We start from the raw sequence: 19,039 nt of genomic DNA on the forward strand, positions 1-19,039 counted from the left end.
CACTTAGGTTCAAGGGTTGGACGCTTGCTATCGTGGACTTCCATCCACCGCAAGGCGCCCACACAAGTCACCTGCGCACACTGTCAAAGATCAATCGCTTGCAGCGCCAACTTCGCACCGCACCTCATGGCGTTTCGCCCGAGGGAGCCGCACATTCTACATCCCTTTTCTCTTCCGTCAACACCCGAAAAACCGTTCGGGCATCGACGACGCCCGCCGTCGCGACGGCGGGCGGGCCGCGCATGATAGCGGAAGCGGCGCGATGCCGGGAAGAGGTCAGGGCGCCGCGGTGAGGCGCACGCGCGCGTAGCCGCGTTTGCCGAGCTGCAGCAGGCATTCGGCGCCGGCGCGCAGCGTCAGCTCGCGATCGGTCACCACCTCGCCGTCCACGCGCACCGCGCGCTCGGCCAGCTTGCGCATCGCCTCCGACGTACTCGGCGCGAGCCCGGCTGCCTTCAGCAGGGCGCCGATGCGCAGCCCTTCCGCAGGCACCGCGATATCCTGCACCGCGATGTCCTGCGGCACGCCGCCGCCCTGCACCACTTCGTGCCAGTAGCGGATCGCGGCGTCCGCCGCCTGCGCGCCGTGAAAGCGCGCGGCCAGCTCGCGCGCCAGGCGCATCTTGCAGTCGCGCGGATTGGCGCGACCGGCCTCGACGTCGGCGCGCATGCGGGCGATCTCCGCCAGCGTGGCCTCGAACGAGAGCAGCTCGTAGTAGCGCCACATCAGCACGTCGGAAATGCGCATCACCTTGCCGAAGATTTCATTCGGCGGCTCGTTGATGCCGATGTAGTTGCCCAGCGACTTCGACATCTTGTGCACGCCGTCGGTGCCTTCCAGCAACGGCATGGTCAGCACGATCTGCGGCGGTTGGCCGTAGTGCTCCTGCAGCTGGCGGCCGACCAGCAGGTTGAATTTCTGGTCGGTGCCGCCGAGTTCGACGTCGGCCTTCAGCGCGACCGAGTCGTAGCCCTGCACCAGCGGATACAGGAACTCGTGGATCGCGATCGGCTGCTCGGCCTTGTAGCGTTTGGCGAAATCGTCGCGCTCGAGCATGCGCGCGACGGTGTGCTGCGCGGCCAGGCGGATCAGGTCCGCGGCCGGCATCGGGCCGAACCATTCCGAGTTGAAGCGCACCTCGGTGCGCGCGCGGTCGAGCACCTTGTAGACCTGCTCGGCGTAGGTCTCGGCGTTGGCGAGCACGTCTTCGCGCGTGAGCGGCTTGCGCGTGACGTTCTTGCCGGTGGGATCGCCGATCATGCCGGTGAAATCACCGATCAGGAAGACCACCTGGTGGCCCAGGTCCTGGAACTGGCGCATCTTGTTCAGCAGCACGGTATGGCCGAGGTGCAGGTCGGGCGCGGTCGGATCGAAGCCCGCCTTGACGCGCAGCGGCCGGCCGAGCTTCAGGCGCGCGGCGAGGTCCTCCGGCTTGATGATCTCGTCTGCGCCGCGCTGGATCAGCGCGAGCGCATCTTGATGCTCCGTCATACGTTCCTCGTGGCGATGACCGGCCCGCATGCCGCCGCGCCGGGCGGCAGCGACGGGGGGACCTGGACGTTAATTGTGCGTTAACCGCGTGAACCAGCGCAAAGCCTTGTCAATCATGGCGTTGACGCGCTTTCCGCGACGTGAGTATGGTACGCGCCGTTTGCGGGCTTTGACGACAACGAGAATGGGTGAGGGGCTAAGCCACGCCGCACACAGCGCACGCCGCCGGGCGATCCGGCGCAAGGCGCAGCAGCGGCACGTGCACTTCTACTCGCGCTGCGCGCACTGGTCGGTGTGCCGCACGGGCATCGCGCCGATCAGCTGGCACCGCGAACGCTGGGTGCTGGGCGGCACCGCGCTGCTGCTGGTGCTGCTGACGCTGGTGGTGATCCCCGCGTGGGCCAGCGCCATGCGCCACGATGCGCCCGCGCCCGAACACACCCTGCTCGCGCTCAAGCTGCCGCCGCTGCCGGCGGCGGCGCGCCAGGCCGCGGCGGTGCCCGAAGACTGGCGCACGGTGCGCGTGCAGCCCGGACAGACGCTGGCCGACATCTTCCACGGCCTCGGCCTCGGCCCCGGCGATCTGCAGCGCGTGCTCGACGCCGGTCAGGACGGCCAGGCGCTGCGCCGCATCCATCCGGGCGACGAATTCGCATTCCTGCAGGACGGCAGCGGCGCGCTGAAAGGCCTGCGCTTCGACCGCGACGAGGCCACCCGCGTGACCCTGCGCCTCGACGCCAACCGCATCAGCGAATCCGTGCAGGCGCGCGCCGTCGAGCGCCGCGAGCACCTCGCCCACGGCAGCATCGACAGCTCGCTGTTCGACGCCGGCAGCCAGGCCGGCATGAGCGACGCGATGATCCTGCAACTGGCCAAGGTGTTCGGCTACGACATCGACTTCGCCCAGGACCTGCGCCCCGGCGACAGCTTCACGGTGATCTACAACGACGTCTACCGCGACGGCGAATATCTCCACGAGGGCGATATCGTCGCCGCCGAATTCGTCAACCAGGGCCGCCGCTACACCGCGTACCGCTTCCAGACCGCTGGCGGCGACGTCGGCTACTACAGCGAGGACGGCCGCCCGCTGCGCAAGTCGTTCCTGCGCACGCCGGTCGACTTCACCCGCATCTCCTCGCGCTTCACCGCCGCGCGCATGCACCCGATCCTCGGCCGCATGCGCGCGCACAAGGGCGTCGACTACGCCGCGCCGACCGGCACGCCGATCTACGCCGCCGGCGACGGCGTGATCAGATACCGCGGCTGGGAGAACGGCTACGGCAATTTCGTGGTGATCCAGCACAACAGCACGATCAGCACCGCCTACGGCCACATGTCGCGCTTCGCCGGCGGCGAGCGCATCGGCGGGCGCGTGCACCAGGGGCAGATCATCGGCTACGTCGGCATGACCGGCCTGGCCACCGGCCCGCACCTGCATTACGAGTTCCGCGTCAACGGCGCGCAGCGCGACCCGCTGACCGTGACCCTGCCGAAGCCCGAGCCGCTGCCGGTCGCGCAGCTCGCGCAGTTCAGGCGCCAGAACGCGCCGTTGCTGGCGCGCATGAAAGCGATCGACGGCGGCGTGCGGCTGGCACGCGCCGGCAACGGCGCCGGCGCCGTCGGCGGCAGCGACTGAGCGCCGCCTGCGGTGCCGTCCGCCACCGCGCTCTACGTCGGCCTGATCTCCGGCACCAGCGCCGACGGCATCGACGCCGCGCTGGCCGCGTTCGAGCCGTCGCCGCGGCTGCTCGCCGCCATCACCCACCCGTGGCCCGAAGCGCTGCGCGCGCGCATGCTCGCGCTGGCGCAGGGCGATGGTGCCACCACGCTGGACGAGCTGGGCGCGCTCGACGCCGAGATCGGCGGCGTGTTCGCGGCGGCCGTCGAGGCGCTGCTGGCGCGGGCGCGCGTGCCGGGGTCGGCGGTGCGCGCGATCGGCTCGCACGGGCAGACGCTGCGCCATCGCCCGCAGGCGCCCACGCCGTTCACCCTGCAGCTCGGCGACCCCAACGTGATCGCCGAGCGCACCGGCATCGCCACCGTCGCCGACTTCCGCCGCGCCGACGTTGCCGCCGGCGGCCAGGGCGCGCCGCTGCTGCCGATCTTCCATGCCGCGCTGCTGGCCCGGCCGGGCGCGACGCGCGTGGTGCTGAACCTCGGCGGCATCGCCAACATCACCGTGCTCGGCGCCGACGGCAGCGTGATCGGCTTCGATACCGGCCCCGCCAACGGCCTGCTGGACGCGTGGTGCCTGCAGCACCTCGCCGCGCCGTTCGACCGCAACGGCGCCTTCGCCGCGCGCGGCCGCTGCGACACGGCGCTGCTGGCGCGGTTGCTGGACGATCCCTACTTCGCGCTGCCGCCGCCGAAGAGCACCGGCCGCGAACACTTCCAGCTCGGCTGGCTGGAGCAGCGTCTGCAGGACGCGGCGCTGCGCCCCGAGGACGTGCAGGCCACGCTGGTCGAACTGACCGCGCGCAGCGTCGCGCAGGCGATCGACGCGCATGCCGACGGCGCCGGCGAGGTGCTGGCGTGCGGCGGCGGCGTGCACAACCCGGTGCTGATGGCGGCGCTGCGGCGCGTGCTGGCGCCGCGCTCGATCGGCAGCGTCGCGCTGCTCGGCCTCGATCCCGACTACGTCGAGGCGATGGCGTTCGCCTGGCTGGCGCACGCGCGCCTGGAGGGCCGTACCGGCAACCTGCCGGCCGTCACCGGCGCGCGCGGCGCGCGCGTGCTCGGCGGGATCTACGCCCCGCGCTGACGCGGGTCACGTCTTGCTGCCGCCCGGCGGTTTCGGCTTGCCCGGCGGCTTGGCGCCGCCCTGCGCCTGCAGCAGCGCCAGCGTGCTTTCCGGAATCTGCTCCAGCGCCTGCATCGCCTCGCGGAAGGCGGCCGCCTCATCGTGATCCCAGGTGCCGGCGAGACGCGCGATGTCGTTGACCTCGCGCAGGCTGAGGTCGTCGCCGCCGAGGCCGAGGCCGTGGCGCAACGCGTGCAGAATCACGTCGTTGATCGACCACCGGCGCTCACGCGCCAGCGCCATGATGCGCTCGGCCAGCGCCCCATCGATGTCGCGCACCAGAATGTCCGGCACCCGCGTCTTCCCCCCGCAGTGCCCCCTGTGGCGGGGATTGTGTCAGTTTTTCGGCCGCGCGACACGGCGCGCGGCGGCGCTCAACGCCCCGGCCGGTCCACCGGCACGCGCCGCGCCAGCCACAGGAACAACAGCAGGGCGGGCAGGATCGCCACGGTGGTGAACACGAAGTAGCGTTCGTAGCCCGGCATCGTCGCCTGCGGCGCGGCGGACAGCCACAACACCAGGCTGCCCGAGGCCAGCCCCAGCAGCTTGCCGGGCAGGTTCACCAGCGAGCTGAACAGCGCGTACTGGGTCGCGGTATAGCGCTGGTTGACCAGCGCCGACAGGTACGCCACCGCCACCGTGCCGAGGAAGCCCCCGGCGAGGTTCTCGCCGGAGATCGCCAGCACGAAGATCTCCGTGCTGCCGTGCGTTTGCGCCAGCAGCACGTACAGCAAGTTGCTGGCCGCGCCCAGGATCATCGCCAGCCACAGGCAGCGCACGATGCCCCAGCGCGCCACCGCCACGCCGCCGACAAACGCGCCGGCGATGCCGATCCACACGCCGTACAGCTTGGTGACCAGGCCGATCTCGGTCTTGCTGAAGCCGGCGGCGAGGTAGAACGGGCCGACCAGGCCGCCGCTCAGCGCCTGGTCGGAGATCTTGAACAGCAGCACGAACGCGAGCAGGCCGATGCCGATGCGGCCGCGATAGCGGCGGAAGAAGTCGGCGAACGGCGCGACCACGCCCTCGCGCATCGACGCGCGCCAGCCGCTCGTCGCGGGCCGCGCCTGCGCCGGCTCGGCAGCGAGCAGCGTCGCCGCGGCCGGCACCAGCATGGATGCGGCCATGATCGCGTAGACCGTCGGCCATGCCATGTGATCGGCCATGATCAGCGCGGCGGCATAGCTGAGGATCAGCGCCAGGCGATAGCCCAGCGTGTAGGTGGCGGCCAGCGCGCCCTGCGCCTCCGGCGGCGCGATCTCCACGCGGTAGGCGTCGACCACGATGTCCTGGGTGGCGCCGGCGAACGCGGTGAACAGGGTCAGCGCGACGAACGGCGCGAGCGCCCCCGGCGCGACCGCGGCCATGCCGAGCAGGCCCAGCGCGACCGCGAGCTGCGCCGCCAGCAGCCATCCGCGGCGCAGGCCGACGCGACCGAACAGCGGCAGTCGCCAGCGGTCGACCAGCGGCGCCCACAGGAACTTCAGCGCGTAGCTCAGCCCCGCGCCCGCCAGCAGGGTGATCTGGTCCAGCCGGTAGCCGCTCTCCTTCAGCCAGAACGCCAGCGTGCCGGACACCAGCAGGAACGGCAGGCCGGAGCCGAAGCCGAGGAACAGCATGGTCAGCGCGGAAGGCTGCGCCAGCGTCCGCCAGGTGCCGCGCCAGTCCGCAGCACGGGCACTCATTCGCGGTAGTCGACCGTGTACGGCGCGTGGTCGGAGTAGCGCTGCTCGCGGTAGATCGAGCACGCCTCGAGCCGGCCGCGCAGGCCCGGCGTGGCGATCTGGTAATCGATGCGCCAACCGACGTCGTTGGCGCGCGCGTTGCCGCGGTTCGACCACCAGGTGTACTCGACCGCCTCCGGCTTCAGCGCGCGGAAGGTGTCCACCCAGCCGCGCTCGTCGATCAGCGCGTTCAACCAGGCGCGTTCCTCCGGCAGGCAGCCGGAGTTCTTCTGGTTGGAGGTCCAGTTCTTGATGTCGAGGCGGCTGCGCACGATGTTCCAGTCGCCGCACAGCACGTAGTCGCGGCCGCTGGCGCGCCAGCGCTCGAAGATCGGCATCAGCCAGTCCATCACCTTGAACTTGAACCGCTGACGCTCGTCGCCGGAAGAACCGGACGGCACGTACAGCGAGACCACGCTCAAGTTGCCGAACTGCGCCTCGAGATAGCGCCCCTCACTGTCGAACGGCTCCCAGCCGAGCGTGTTCAGCACCGCGTCCGGCTCGCGCCTGGCGTAGATGGCGACGCCGCTGTAGCCCTTCTTGCTGCGCGCGTCGTGGAAGAAGCAGTGATAGCCCTTCGGGCGGAACACGCCATCGCCGAGCTGGTGCTCCTGCGCCTTGGTCTCCTGCAGGCAGACCACGTCGGCGTGCTGCGTGCGCAGCCAGTCGTAGAAGCCTTTCGTGGCGGCCGAGCGGATGCCGTTGGCGTTGAAGGTGACGACTCTCACGGGACTCGGGACTCGGGAAGGGGGACTCGGGGATAATAGCCGGAAGCGGGTGACGCTCATGAGCGGAATACTTCTGCCGCGCCCGAGCGTCGGGTATGCCGAGGAGGCCTACCGAGTCCCGAGTCCGAGTCCCGAGTCCCGATGCAAGACCACCAACGCGACTTCCTCGACCTCGCCCTCGAACGCGGCGTGCTGCGCTTCGGCGAGTTCACCCTGAAGTCGGGCCGGCAGAGCCCGTACTTCTTCAACCTCGGCCGCATCGCCTCGGGCGCGGCGCTGGCGCGGCTCGGCCGCGCCTACGCGGCGACCCTGGTGCAGTCGGGACTCGCCTTCGACATGCTGTTCGGGCCCGCCTACAAGGGCATCCCGCTGGCCGCCGCCACCGCCATCGCGCTGGCCGAGCAGCACGGCCGCGACCTGCCCTGGGCCTACAACCGCAAGGAGGCCAAGGACCACGGCGAAGGCGGCCTGCTGGTCGGCGCGCCGCTCGCGGGCCGCGTGCTGATCGTCGACGACGTGATCACCGCCGGCACCGCGGTGCGCGAGTCGCTGGCGCTGATCCGCGCCGCGGGCGCCGAACCGGCCGGCGTGCTGATCGCGCTGGACCGCCAGGAGCGCGGTCAGGGCGAGCGCTCGGCGGCGCAGGAGGTGGCGGCGGACTACGGCATCCCGGTGCTGGCGATCGCGCGCCTCGCCGACATCCTGGCGTATGCCGCGCTGCGTCCGGAACTGACCGCGCAGCGGCCGCGCCTCGTCAGCTACCGCGAGCGCTACGGCGTCGCCGACGAGGCGTGATCCGGCGCGCATCTTGCTAGGAATCGGCTGGCCTATACTCGCCCCGACCCGAGGTGTCCCCATGCCGAAGTTCCCGCTCGCCGCCGCGCTCGCGCTCGTCGTCAGCTTTGCCGCCGTAGCCGAGCAATCCACGCAGCATCCGACCCAGCACTTCCGCTGGCGCGACGCGCAAGGCGAGCTGCACTACGCCGACCTGCTGCCGGCGGACGCGCTGAAGAGCGGCTACGACGTGGTCGACGACCGCGGCCTGCTGATCCGCCGCGTCGAAGGCACGCGCACGCCGGAGCAGCTCAAGGCGGCGCAGGAGGCTGCCGAACAGGCCGCCAGCGCCAAGCGCGCCGCCAACGAGCAGGCGCGCCGCGACCGTCAGCTGCTGGCCGCTTATCCGAGCGAGGACGAACTGCAGATCGCGCACCGCGAACAGCTCGCGTCGCTCGACCAGAACATCCACACCGACGAGCTGAACCTGAAGAACCAAGAGCGCGCGCTGTCCGACCTGCTCGCGCACGCCGCCGACATCGAGCACGGCGGCAAGCCGGTGCCGAAGTTCATCGCCGACAAGATCGCCGAGCAGCGCCAGGCGGTCGCCGACCAGCGCAACACGCTCGACCAGCACCGCGCCGAGCGCGCCGAGACGGCCATGCGCCTCGACCAGGAACTGGCGCACTACCGCGCCCTGCGCGCCCAGCGCGAAGCCGAGTACGGCGGCAGCTAGACGGGCGCCGCCGCGCCGACGGCGCCCGTGCGCGGTCCGGCCCCGCTCAGAACGGCAGCTTCAGCGACGCATCGACCGCCAGCAGCTGCGTGCGGAACACCTGCTGGATGCGCGTGAGCGCATCCGCGCTGTCCGCATCGAAACGCAGCACCAGCACCGGCGTGGTGTTGGACGGGCGCACCAAGCCCCAGCCGTCCGGCCAGTCGGCGCGCACGCCGTCGATGGTGGTGATGCGTGCGCCGTCGAACTTCGCCTGCGCGCGGAAGCGTTCCATGAAGCGGTAGTGCTCGCCCTCCTGCATGGCGATCTTCAGCTCCGGCGTGGACACGCCCTTCGGCAGGGTGGCGAAGATCTCCGCCGGGCTGCGCCCGTCGAGGTCGCCGGCGACGATCTCCATCAGCCGCGCCGCGGCGTAGATGCCGTCGTCGAAGCCGTACCAGCGCTCGCGGAAGAAGAAGTGCCCGCTCATCTCGCCGGCCAGCGCCGCCTCGGTCTCCTTCATCTTCGCCTTGATCAGCGAATGGCCGGTGCGCCACATCACCGGGCTGCCGCCGTGCTTGAGCACCACCGACTGCAGGTGGCCGGTGCACTTCACGTCGTAGATGATCGTCGCGCCCGGGTTGCGCGTCAGCACGTCGATCGCGAACAGCATCAGCAGGCGGTCCGGGTAAATGATCTCGCCGTCCCTGGTGACCACGCCGAGGCGGTCGCCGTCGCCGTCGAAGGCGAGGCCGAGATCGGCGCCCATGCGCTGCACGGCCATGATCAGGTCGGCCAGGTTGTGCGGATCGGACGGGTCCGGATGGTGGTTGGGGAAGGTGCCGTCGACCTCGCAGTACAGCGGGATCACCTCGCAGCCGATGCCCTGCAGCACCTGCGGCGCGATCGCGCCGGGGATGCCGTTGCCGCAGTCGACCACCACCTTCAGGCGGCGCTCGGTCTGGATGTCGGAGGCGATGCGGTCGATGTAGTCGTGGGTGACGTTGAGCGAGCGCGCGCTGCCCTGGCCGTCGCGCAGGCGGTGCTCGGCGATGCGCGCGTACAGCCCCTGGATGGCGTCCTCGGCCAGCGTCTCGCCGCCGAGCACGATCTTGAAGCCGTTGTAGTCGGGCGGGTTGTGGCTGCCGGTGACGGCGACGCCGGAGCCGACGTTCAGCGCGTAGGCGGCGAAGTACACCACCGGCGTCGGCACCGCGCCGACGTCGATCACGTGCATGCCGGCCGCGCGCAGGCCCTCGATCAGCGCGCCGGCCATGTCCGGGCCGGACAGGCGGCCGTCGCGGCCGACCACGATTTCCTCGAGGCCGCGATCGCGCGCCTCGCTGCCGATCGCCTGGCCGATCAGGCGCGCCACGTCCGCGCTCAGCGACTGCCCGACCACGCCGCGGATGTCGTAGGCGCGGAAGATGCTGCGGTCCACCGCGACCGGCGCCGCGGGCGCGGCGGCAGCGGCGGGCGCCGCGGAACGCGCGGCCGGCTTGGGGGTTTCACGGATCACATCGGCCAACGTCGGTTCCTCCATCGAGACGATTCCCTTGACGCGCGCGCGCAGGATCGCCGCGCCGCGCATCCACAACAGCGTCACGCCGACCAGCAGGCACAGCGCGGCCAGTACCAGCGCGAGCGCCAGCGAATGCGGCAGCACGATGAACAGCGCCGGCGCGGCGACCGCCACGCGCAGCGCGCTGCCGGGCACCGGCACGCCGGCATCCTCGGCCAGATCGGCGCGGTCGCCGCCGCGCGTCAGCAGCAGCATGTCGCCGCGACCGTCGCCCTGGCGCAGCTCCAGGCGTCCGTCGTCGGCCGGCAGCGAGCGGAAACGGTTCTGCAGCGGCGCAAACGGCAGCTCCACCCAGGCGTAGGCGACGCGCTGCGCATCGACCACCACCGGCAGCGCCCAGGTCAACCGGCGCTCCCCGCCGACGCCGCGCGTCTGCATCGGCGCGGGCGCGCCGCTGCTCAGCGCGGCGGTCAACTGCGCGGCCTTGGCGTAGCCGAAGCGACCGAAATCGACGTGCAGGACCTCGCCGAGGTCGGCGCTGAAGAACTGCACCGCGGCGCCGGGCAGCAACGCCTGCGCGCGCTGCGCCGCGACGGCACGGCCGTCGGCGTCGCCCAGGCGCAGCGCCGCGAGCAGCTCCGGATCGGCCAGCACGCGGGTGACGCGCGCGCGCTCGTCGGAAACCGCCGAGGTCAGCGCCTGCACCGCCGTCTGCCGCACCCGCTCCAGCCCCGCGCGCGCGGCGGCGTCGCGCTGGATCAGCCAGGCCTGCCAGGCGGCGAACGCCGCCAGCGCCAGCAGCAGGGTGGCGCCGGCCAGCGGCAGCAGGCGCCGGAGCGCCTGCACGAGCTGCGCGGGGCACACGCGTGGGGAGCGAGGGCGCGGCGCCTTGACCGGTGCGTTCATGCGTTGCCTCCGCGTGGTTCAGCCGACGCCGGTGGAACCGAATCCGCCTTCGCCGCGTGCGCTCGGCGCGAACTCGTCCACCCTCCGCAACTGCGCGCGCCCGACCGGCACGAACATCAGCTGCGCGATGCGATCCCCCGGCGCGATGGTAAAAGCCGCGTCGCCGCGGTTCCAGCAGGAAATCATCAGCGGACCCTGGTAGTCGGCGTCGATCAGGCCGACCAGGTTGCCGAGCACGATGCCGTGCTTATGCCCGAGCCCGGAGCGCGGCAGGATCAGCGCGCACCAGCGCGGGTCGCCGAGGTGGACGGCGATGCCGGTCGGGATCAGCGCGCTGGCGCCGGGCGCGAGCGTCAGCGGCGCCGGCGGCGCGGCGCGCAGGTCCATCGCGGCGGCGCCGTCGGTGGCGTAAGCCGGCAGGGGAATCTCCGTACCGAGGCGCGGGTCCAGCACCTTCAGCTCGACGTCGATCATGGGCGCTCCGTGCGCGTGCTGCGATAGCGTTCGACGATGCGGGCGAGCAGCGCGTCCGCCAGCACGCGCTTGGGCGCCTCGGCCAGGGCCGCGTCGCCGCCCGGCCAGTAGAGGTGCAGCGCGTTGCGCTCGCTCTCGAAGCCCGCGCCGGCGCCGACGCGGTTGGCGGCGATCATGTCGAGGCCCTTGCCGGCCAGCTTGGCGCGCGCGTAGGCCTCGACGTCGCGGGTCTCGGCGGCGAAGCCGACCAGGAACGGCCGCCGCGGCAGCGCCGCGATCTCGGCGAGGATGTCCGGGTTCTGCACCAGATCCAGCGCCAGCCCGGCGGCGCCGGCCTTCTTCAGCTTGTGCGCGCTGACCTCGGCGGGGCGGTAGTCGCCGACCGCCGCGGCCGACACGAAGATGTCGCTGCGCGCGGCCGCCGCCTGCACCGCATCGCGCATCTCGCGCGCGCTGCGCACGTCGATGCGCTCGGCCACGCCCGGCGGCGTCGGCAGGTGCACCGGGCCGGCGACCAGCGTGACCGCGGCGCCCTGCGCCGCCGCCGCCTCGGCGACGGCGAAGCCCATGCGCCCGGAGCTGCGATTGCCGATGAAACGCACCGGGTCGATGTCCTCGTAGGTCGGGCCGGCGCTGACCAGCACGGACAGGCCGGCCAGCGCGCCGCCGCCGTCGAGGCGCGCCAGCGCGGCGACGATCGCGTCCGGCTCCAGCAGCCGGCCAGGCCCGGACTCGCCTTCCGCCAGCGGACCCTCGGCGGGGCCGAACACCGTCGCACCGCGCGCGCGCAGCGTCGCCATGTTGGCCTGCGTGGCCGCGTGCAGCCACATGCGGTGGTTCATCGCCGGCGCCAGCGCCAGCGGCGCGGTGCTGGCCAGGCACAGCGTGGTCAACAGGTCGTCGGCGAGGCCGTGGGCGAGGCGCGCGATCACGTCGGCCGAGGCGGGCGCGATCACGATGCGCTCGGCCCAGCGCGCCAGCTCGAGGTGGCCCATCGCCGCCTCCGCCTGCGCGTCCCACAGGCCGCTGCGCACCGGCTGTCCGGACAGCGCCTGGAAGGTCTGCGCGGTGACGAAGCGCTCCGCGTTCGCGGTCAGCACCACGCGCACCTCGGCGCCGGCGTCGCGCAGGCGGCGCACCAGCTCGCAGGCCTTGTAGGCGGCGATGCCGCCGGACACCCCGAGCAGGATGCGGCGCTTGGCGAGGACGGGCACGCTCATGTAGGACGGTTCCGACGCGAGGGAACCGCGCTAGCTTACCGGATTCGACCCCAACGCCCGCTGTCGCGCACCGCGCCGCGCGCCGAGACTGCACGCCTCCACCCGCACGCGAGGCGCCGCACCGATGAGCATCCGCGACTGGCCCGCCGACGAACGTCCGCGCGAGAGGCTGCTGGCGCACGGCCCCGCGACGCTGGCCGACGCCGAGCTGCTGGCGGTGCTGCTGGGCAGCGGCATCCGCGGCAAGAGCGCGGTGGCGCTGGGCCGCGAACTGCTCGCCGAAGCCGGCGGCCTGGGCGCGCTGCTGGCTGCGGACGGCGTCGGCAACGCGCGCGGGCTCGGCCCGGCCAAACGCGCGCGGCTGGCCTCGGCGCTGGAGCTGGCGCGCCGCTGCCTCGCCGACGAGCTGCAGCGCGGGCCGCCGCTGACCAGCCCCGGCGACAGCGCCGCCTACCTGAAGGCGCGCCTCGCGCACCTGCCGTACGAGGTGTTCGTGTGCCTGTTCCTCGACAACCGCCACCGCGTACTCGCCTGCGACGAGCTGTTCCGCGGCACGATCGACGGTGCCGCCGTGCATCCGCGCGAAGTGGTGCGCGCCTGCCTGAAGCGCAACGCCGCGGCGGTGATCTTCGCCCACAACCATCCGTCCGGCGTCGCCGAACCCAGCGCCGCCGACCGCGCGATCACCCGCGAGCTGCGCGATGCGCTCGGCCTGGTCGGCGTGCGCGTGCTCGATCACCTGGTGGTCGGCGCCGGCACGCCGGTGTCGATGGCCTCGCTGGGCCTGCTCTAGATGCCGCGAAAAAGTTCTTCCCCGAAGCAGGGCGCGGTGCCGGGGCCGCAGCCGCTCCCGCCGCCGGCGAGTACGGCCAAAAAAAAAAGACGGCGCGGGTGTCACCGCCGCGCCGTCGCCATCTACCACTGCGTTGGAGTCGGGGCGGGGAGCCCCCTGCCCTGACGGAGGGGTGCCGTCGAGCCCGCCCATCCTGGGCAAATGCTGTGACAGCGCGGTGACCGCCCGGGTTCACGGCGACTTATGCACAATCCGCCCGCTCATGCGTTTGGATCGCACGGTTGTAGTCGTTTATCGCCATTCAACTGCAACATATTGATTTTTAGATATTTTGATTGAAGGCAGTCACGCCGAAGGCCGCCGAAACCGTTTCGCGGCGCGGAACGGCCAGCTTCATCCACAAACTTATCCACAGCTTTCGCCCTCCATCCACCCCTTGACGAAACGGCATATCGGCGCCGCGCTCGGCGCCGCGCGGCCTGCGGCGGACGCCAGCCTTCCCGCGGCCCGTCGCGGCTTCTGCGCGCAAGGCGGCTGCGCTAGCATGCGCGGTCCAACCCCCGCATGCCCGACCCGTGAAAGACCAGCTGCGTGATCTCGTGCTGCAGGCGCTCGCCGCACTGCAGCAGAACGGCACCCTGCCCGCCATCGAACCGCCCGCCTTCGTGATCGAGCGCGCGCGCAGCAAGGAGCACGGCGACTTCGCCACCAACCTCGCCCTGCTGCTGGCCAAGCCGGCCGGCCGCAAGCCGCGCGACGTGGCGGAGGCGATCCGCGCGGCGCTGCGGGCGACGCCCGGCCTCGCCAAGGTCGAGATCGCCGGCCCCGGCTTCATCAACTTCTTCCTCGGCGCCGAGGCCTACCACGACGAGGTGCGCGCGATCCTCGCGCGCGGCGCCGCCTACGGGCGCGGCGCGACCGGCCACGGCCACCGCGTCGGCGTGGAGTTCGTCTCGGCGAACCCGACCGGCCCGCTGCACGTCGGCCACGGCCGCGCGGCGGCGATCGGCGACAGCCTGGCGCGCCTGCTCGAGGCGACCGGCTGGGCGGTGACGCGCGAGTTCTACTACAACGACGCCGGCGCGCAGATCCACAATCTCGCGCTGTCGGTGCAGGCGCGCTGCAAGGGCGTCGCGCCGGACGACGCGGGCTGGCCCGAGGACGGCTACCGCGGCGAGTACATCCGGGACGTCGCGCGCGCCTACCTCGACCGCGAGTCGGTGCACGCCGACGGCCAGGACGTGGCCGGCAAGGGCGACCCCGACGATCTCGAGGCGATCCGCCGCTTCGCCGTCGCCTACCTGCGCCGCGAGCAGGATCTCGACCTGAAGGCGTTCGGCGTGCGCTTCGACGTCTACTACCTCGAGTCCTCGCTGTACGGCGAGGGCAAGGTCGAGGAAACCGTGCGTCGCCTGGTGGCGATGGGCCACACCTACGAGGAAGGCGGCGCGCTGTGGCTGAAGACCACCGACTTCGGCGACGACAAGGATCGCGTCATGCGCAAGTCGGACGGCAGCTACACCTACTTCCTGCCCGACGTCGCCTACCACCTGAGCAAATGGCAGCGCGGCTACGAGCGCGCGATCACCGAACTCGGCGCCGACCACCACGGCTCGCTGGCGCGCGTGCGCGCCGGCCTGCAGGCACTGGACGCGGGCATCCCCAAAGGCTGGCCCGAGTACGTGCTGCACCAGATGGTCACGGTGATGCGCGGCGGCGAGGAGGTGAAGCTCTCCAAGCGCGCCGGCAGCTACGTCACCCTGCGCGACCTGATCGACGAGGCCGGCCGCGACGCCACGCGCTACTTCCTGATCGCGCGCAAGTCGGACTCGCAGCTCACCTTCGACATCGACCTGGCGCGCGCGCAGACCAACGACAACCCGGTCTACTACATCCAGTACGCGCACGCACGCGTGTGCAGCGTGCAGCGCCAGCTCGGCGAGAAGGGCCTGGCCTGGAACCGCGGCAACGGCCTGGCGAAACTCGGCCTGCTGGCCACGGAACACGAGAACGCGCTGATGGTCGAACTGTCGCGCTATCCCGAGATCGTGGAGGCGGCGGCGGCCAACCTCGAGCCGCACCTGGTCGCGCAGTACCTGCGCGAACTCGCCTACGCCTTCCACACCTACTACAACGCGCACCAGTTCATCGTCGACGACGCCGACCTGCGCGACGCGCGCCTGACGCTGGCGCTGGCGGCGAAACAGGTGCTGGCGAACGGACTGAACCTGCTGGGCGTCGGCGCCCCGGAGAGCATGTGATGGCGGCAAAACGCGGCAAGCAGGCGGTGCGCAGCGGCAACGGCGGCTGGCCGGCCTGGGTCTGGCTGTGCCTCGGCGTGCTGCTCGGCCTGGTGCTCTCGGCGGTGGTGCTGGTCAAGGACTGGGCGCCGGCGCTGCGCCGCCACGATGGCCCCGCGCCCAACCCCGAGGCCAGCGCGCCCAAGGCCAGCGAGCCCGGCGTCGCCGACCAGGCGCAGGCCGATGCGGCGAAGAAGCGTCCGACCTACGACTTCTACTCGGTGCTGCCGGAGAAGGAAGTGGTGATCCCGGATGCCGAAATCTCCGCCAAGGCGCGCGCCGAAGCGCAGGCGCGCCAGCAGCAGGCGGGCGCGGCGGCGCCGCCGGCCGCGGGCAGCGGCTACCTGCTGCAGGTCGGCTCCTTCCCCAACGCCACCGACGCCGACGGCATGAAGGCCAAGCTGGCGCTGCAGGGTTTCGTCGCCAGCGTGCAGCCGGTCACCATCAACGGCCAGACCTGGCACCGCGTGCGCCTGGGCCCGTTCCGTTCGGCCGGCGAGCTGGAATCGACCAAGCAGAAGCTCGCCGGTGCCGGCATCCACGCGATCGCGCTGAAGGAAAGCGACTGAGGGGCCGGGACTCGGGAAGAGCGTAGCGTGCAGGGTGGGCTTCGGCCCACCATCGCGTCCATCGCAATGGGACGAAGGTGGGCTGAAAGCCCACCCTGCAGCCCGCGCCACAATGGATGGCGGCCGGCGCGCGGCGCGCGTCAGGCGCGCTTGCGCTTGAGGCGGATCAGCGCCGAGATGTCCTCGTCGCCGTGGCCGCGCGCCATCAGCTCGGCGTAATCGGCCAGCGACTTCTCGATCACGCTGCGGTCGATGCCGGCGCCTTCGGCGATGCCGCGCACGATCGAGAGATCCTTGTGCAGCAGGCCGAGTTTGAAGCCGACCGCGAACTCGTCGCGCAGCATCGTCGCGCCGCGCTTCTCCAGGAACCAGTTGCCGGCCGCGCCGGCGCCCAGCGTCGGCAGCAGGCGCTCGGGTTCGAGCCCCAGCGCCTCGCCCAGCGCCAGCCCTTCGCAGACCGCCTGCGCGATGCCGGCGACCAGCACCTGGTTGATCGCCTTGGTCGCCTGGCCGGCGCCGCTCGGGCCCATGTGCGTGATGCGCAGCGCGTAGGTTTCCAGCACCGGTCGCGCGCGCTCCAGCGCCGCGGCCTCGCCGCCCACCATCACCGACAGCCGGCCGTTCCTCGCGCCCTCGACGCCGCCGGAGACCGGCGCGTCGAGAAAATGCGCGCCGGCCGCGGCCAGCATCGCCGCCGCCTGTTTCGCGGTGTCCGGCGCGACCGTGGAGTGGTCGATCACGACCGTGCCCGGCTTTGCCTGCGGCGCCAGCGCGGCGACCGTCGCCAGCACGTCGGCGTCGGCGGTGACGCACAGCGCGATCACGTCGCACTGCGCCGCCAGCGCCGCCGTCGTCGCCGGCGCGGCGACGCCGAGCTCGCGCGCCAGCGCCTCCGCCCTGGCCTGCGTGCGGTTGCCCACCGCGGCCAGCAGGCCGCGCGCGTGCAGGAGGCGCGCCATGGGGTCGCCCATGGCTCCGAGACCCACGAATCCCGCCTTCAGCGTCATCTCTCGTATTCCCGAATCAGTAACGTTCTTCAAGGTAGGTATAGCCGGTCAGGCCGGCCTCCAATGCAGCCTGCAATTTGGCCGCCTCGTCCGCGCCAAGGCCGGCGGCGGCGAGCTTGTCGCGATAGGCGGCGCGCAGCGCGTCGATGCCGTAGCCGACGTAGTCGAGCAGCATGTCGACGCGGTCGCCGCGGCGGAAGTCGCCGAGCACGAAGCGGCCGTCGCCGTCGAGCCGCACGTTCACCGCGTCGGTGTCGCCGAACAGGTTGTGAATGTCGCCCAGCGTTTCCTGGTAGGCGCCGACCATGAAGATGCCGAGGCGGTACGGTTCGCCGACGCGCGGCGCGTGCAGCGGCAGGCTGACGTCGACGCCGGCGGCATCGACGTACTGGTCGATGCGGCCATCGGAATCGCAGGTGAGGTCGGCCAGCACGCCGCGGCGTTCCGGGCGCTCGTCGAGACGCGCCAGCGGCACGATCGGAAACACCTGGTCGATCGCCCACACGTCCGGCACCGACTCGAACACCGAGAAGTTGACGAAGTACTTGTCGACCAGCTTGGCGTCCAGCTCGTCCAGCGCCTCGCGGTGCGCGCGCTCGGCCGGCGACAGCCGCGCGCGCACGCCATGCGCGATGGCGAAATACAGATCGTCCAGGCGCGCCCGCGCGGCCAGGTCGAGCTGGCCCAGCGCGTACAGCGCCTGGCCTTCGGCGAGGTGGTGCTGCGCTTCCTGGTACAGCTCCAGCGGCGGACGCACGTCCAGCGCGGCGTGGATGCCGCGCAGGTGGCGCAGCACGGCCGGCTCGCCGGGGCGCGCCGGCGCGATCGCGCCTTCGGGCGCAGGCTCGACTTCGCTGACGTTGACCACCAGCACGGCGTGGTGCGCGGTCATCGCACGACCGGCCTCGGTGATCACGCGCGGCGGCGCCAGCCCTTCGGCGGCGCAGGCCTCGGCCAGCGGCTGCACGATGGTGGAGGCGTACTGCTCGAGCCCGTAGTTGACCGAGCAGAAGCCGCGCGAGCGCGTGCCCTCGTAGTCGACGCCGAGGCCGCCGCCGACGTCGACGTAGCGCAGGCCGATGCCGAGCCGGGTCAACTCGACGAAATGACGCACCGCCTCGCGCATGCCGGCGGCGACGTCGCGCACGTTGGAGAGCTGCGAGCCCATGTGGAAGTGCAGCAGCTTCAGCGCCGGCGCGAGGCCGGCCGCCTGCAGGCGCCCGACCAGCTCCAGCACCTGGTTCGGATTGAGACCGAACTTGGCCTTGTCGCCGCCGGTGTTCTGCCACTTGCCGGCGCCGATGGTGGCGAGGCGCACGCGCACGCCGAGCAGCGGCGCGACGCCGAGCGCATGCGCCTCCTCGATCACGTGCTCGAGTTCGGACAGTTTCTCGATGACGATGAACACGTCGAGGCCGAGCTTGCGCCCGATCAGCGCGAGGCGCACGTACTCGCGGTCCTTGTAGCCGTTGCAGACGACCACGCTGCCCGGCCTGGCCAGGCCGAGCACGGCCATCAGCTCCGGCTTGGAGCCGGCCTCGAGGCCGAAGCCGGCGTCGCCGGCGGCGGCCAGCGCGCCGGCCACCGCGCGCTGCTGGTTGACCTTGATCGGATACACCGCGGTGTAGCCGCCGGCGTAGCCGTGCGCGTCCATCGCCCGCGCGAACGCCTGCTGCAGGCGCGCCAGGCGGTCGCCGAGGATGTCCGGGAAGCGCAGCAGCAGCGGCAGGCGCAGGCCGGCGGCGCGCGCCTGCTCGACGGCGTCGGCCAGCGCCAGCGCGGGGCCGTCCGGCCCGCGCGGTCGCGCGGTCGCGCGGCCCTGCGCGTCGATGTCGAAATAGCCGTCACTCCAGTGCGGCACGGCGTAGGTGCGGCGCGCCTCGTCGATCGTCCAGGGGGTCGCCATCGTGGGAGTCTCCCGTACTTGGTTCCGCGGAGCCCGTCCGTCGCGTCGCCGCGCGATGGGCGCGGCGGCGGCGTGCGGGTCCGGGTCGAGTGGACGTCGCAGCGGCGGGC

General features: G+C 72.0%; 16 protein-coding genes. 7 read left to right on the top strand and 9 right to left on the bottom strand.

Annotation, left to right across the window (positions count from 1 at the left end; all coding sequences use genetic code 11):
• Positions 1–276: 276 nt before the first annotated feature.
• The gene (gene tyrS / locus ABFC67_RS05140; RefSeq protein ID WP_346736973.1) at positions 277–1,491 is read right to left on the bottom strand and encodes a tyrosine--tRNA ligase; all 1,215 of its coding nucleotides are present in this window, start codon (positions 1,489–1,491) and stop codon (positions 277–279) included.
• 184 nt (positions 1,492–1,675) lie between these two features.
• On the opposite strand from tyrS, the gene ABFC67_RS05145 reads away from it, so the two are divergent.
• Both ABFC67_RS05145 and ABFC67_RS05150 read left to right on the top strand, forming a co-directional pair.
• Complete coding sequence (locus ABFC67_RS05145; protein ID WP_346736974.1) at positions 1,676–3,127, top strand: peptidoglycan DD-metalloendopeptidase family protein; 1,452 nt, start codon at positions 1,676–1,678, stop codon at positions 3,125–3,127.
• A 12-nt stretch (positions 3,128–3,139) separates the two neighbouring features.
• Positions 3,140–4,252 (top strand): anhydro-N-acetylmuramic acid kinase, encoded by a 1,113-nt coding sequence (locus ABFC67_RS05150; RefSeq protein ID WP_346736975.1) that lies wholly within the window; start codon positions 3,140–3,142, stop codon positions 4,250–4,252.
• 6 nt (positions 4,253–4,258) lie between these two features.
• Here the strand turns inward: ABFC67_RS05150 and ABFC67_RS05155 are convergent, their stop codons facing one another.
• The 3 genes from ABFC67_RS05155 to ABFC67_RS05165 all read right to left on the bottom strand — a co-directional run bounded on the left by ABFC67_RS05155 (position 4,259) and on the right by ABFC67_RS05165 (position 6,743).
• A complete protein-coding gene (locus ABFC67_RS05155) occupies positions 4,259–4,585 on the bottom strand; it encodes a hypothetical protein (protein WP_346736976.1) in 327 nt (108 codons plus the stop codon).
• 80 nt (positions 4,586–4,665) lie between these two features.
• Positions 4,666–5,976, bottom strand: a complete 1,311-nt coding sequence (locus tag ABFC67_RS05160; RefSeq protein ID WP_346736977.1) for an MFS transporter — start codon at positions 5,974–5,976, stop codon at positions 4,666–4,668.
• Positions 5,973–6,743 carry an exodeoxyribonuclease III gene (locus tag ABFC67_RS05165; RefSeq protein ID WP_346736978.1) on the bottom strand — a complete coding sequence of 257 codons (771 nt, stop codon included), beginning with the start codon at positions 6,741–6,743 and terminating at the stop codon, positions 5,973–5,975. Before ABFC67_RS05165 ends, ABFC67_RS05160 begins: the two co-directional genes overlap by 4 nt.
• 141 nt (positions 6,744–6,884) lie before the next feature.
• Between ABFC67_RS05165 and pyrE the strand changes: the two genes are divergently transcribed.
• Positions 6,885–7,538, top strand: a complete 654-nt coding sequence (pyrE, locus tag ABFC67_RS05170) for an orotate phosphoribosyltransferase (protein WP_346736979.1) — start codon at positions 6,885–6,887, stop codon at positions 7,536–7,538.
• 61 nt (positions 7,539–7,599) lie between these two features.
• Positions 7,600–8,253 (top strand): DUF4124 domain-containing protein, encoded by a 654-nt coding sequence (locus tag ABFC67_RS05175; protein WP_346736980.1) that lies wholly within the window; start codon positions 7,600–7,602, stop codon positions 8,251–8,253.
• Positions 8,254–8,299: 46 nt separating this feature from the next.
• On the opposite strand, the gene ABFC67_RS05180 is transcribed toward ABFC67_RS05175, so the two are convergent.
• From ABFC67_RS05180 to coaBC, 3 genes are read right to left on the bottom strand one after another with little or no spacing between them, the layout of a single operon-like run.
• Positions 8,300–10,660 (bottom strand): phosphomannomutase/phosphoglucomutase, encoded by a 2,361-nt coding sequence (locus ABFC67_RS05180; RefSeq protein WP_346736981.1) that lies wholly within the window; start codon positions 10,658–10,660, stop codon positions 8,300–8,302.
• An 18-nt stretch (positions 10,661–10,678) separates the two neighbouring features.
• A complete protein-coding gene (gene dut / locus ABFC67_RS05185) occupies positions 10,679–11,134 on the bottom strand; it encodes a dUTP diphosphatase (protein ID WP_346736982.1) in 456 nt (151 codons plus the stop codon).
• Positions 11,131–12,354, bottom strand: a complete 1,224-nt coding sequence (gene coaBC, locus ABFC67_RS05190) for a bifunctional phosphopantothenoylcysteine decarboxylase/phosphopantothenate--cysteine ligase CoaBC (RefSeq protein WP_346736983.1) — start codon at positions 12,352–12,354, stop codon at positions 11,131–11,133. Before coaBC ends, dut begins: the two co-directional genes overlap by 4 nt.
• Before the next feature lie 124 nt (positions 12,355–12,478).
• Between coaBC and radC the strand changes: the two genes are divergently transcribed.
• The 3 genes from radC (at position 12,479) to ABFC67_RS05205 (ending at position 16,016) form a co-directional block, all read left to right on the top strand.
• Positions 12,479–13,147 (top strand): DNA repair protein RadC, encoded by a 669-nt coding sequence (gene radC, locus ABFC67_RS05195; RefSeq protein ID WP_346736984.1) that lies wholly within the window; start codon positions 12,479–12,481, stop codon positions 13,145–13,147.
• 575 nt (positions 13,148–13,722) lie between these two features.
• Positions 13,723–15,408: an arginine--tRNA ligase gene (gene argS / locus ABFC67_RS05200; RefSeq protein WP_346736985.1), complete on the top strand. Its 1,686-nt coding sequence runs from the start codon at positions 13,723–13,725 to the stop codon at positions 15,406–15,408.
• Positions 15,408–16,016: an SPOR domain-containing protein gene (locus tag ABFC67_RS05205; RefSeq protein WP_346736986.1), complete on the top strand. Its 609-nt coding sequence runs from the start codon at positions 15,408–15,410 to the stop codon at positions 16,014–16,016. Before argS ends, ABFC67_RS05205 begins: the two co-directional genes overlap by 1 nt.
• A 140-nt stretch (positions 16,017–16,156) precedes the next feature.
• Here the strand turns inward: ABFC67_RS05205 and ABFC67_RS05210 are convergent, their stop codons facing one another.
• Together ABFC67_RS05210 and speA are read right to left on the bottom strand one after the other, a co-directional pair.
• Positions 16,157–17,023 (bottom strand): NAD(P)-dependent oxidoreductase, encoded by an 867-nt coding sequence (locus tag ABFC67_RS05210; RefSeq protein WP_346736987.1) that lies wholly within the window; start codon positions 17,021–17,023, stop codon positions 16,157–16,159.
• Between the two features lie 16 nt (positions 17,024–17,039).
• Positions 17,040–18,929 carry an arginine decarboxylase gene (gene speA, locus ABFC67_RS05215; protein ID WP_346736988.1) on the bottom strand — a complete coding sequence of 630 codons (1,890 nt, stop codon included), beginning with the start codon at positions 18,927–18,929 and terminating at the stop codon, positions 17,040–17,042.
• Positions 18,930–19,039 lie beyond the last annotated feature (110 nt).

It is taken from the genome of Mizugakiibacter sp. (genome assembly GCF_039680435.1).
GTDB lineage: Bacteria > Pseudomonadota > Gammaproteobacteria > Xanthomonadales > Rhodanobacteraceae > Mizugakiibacter.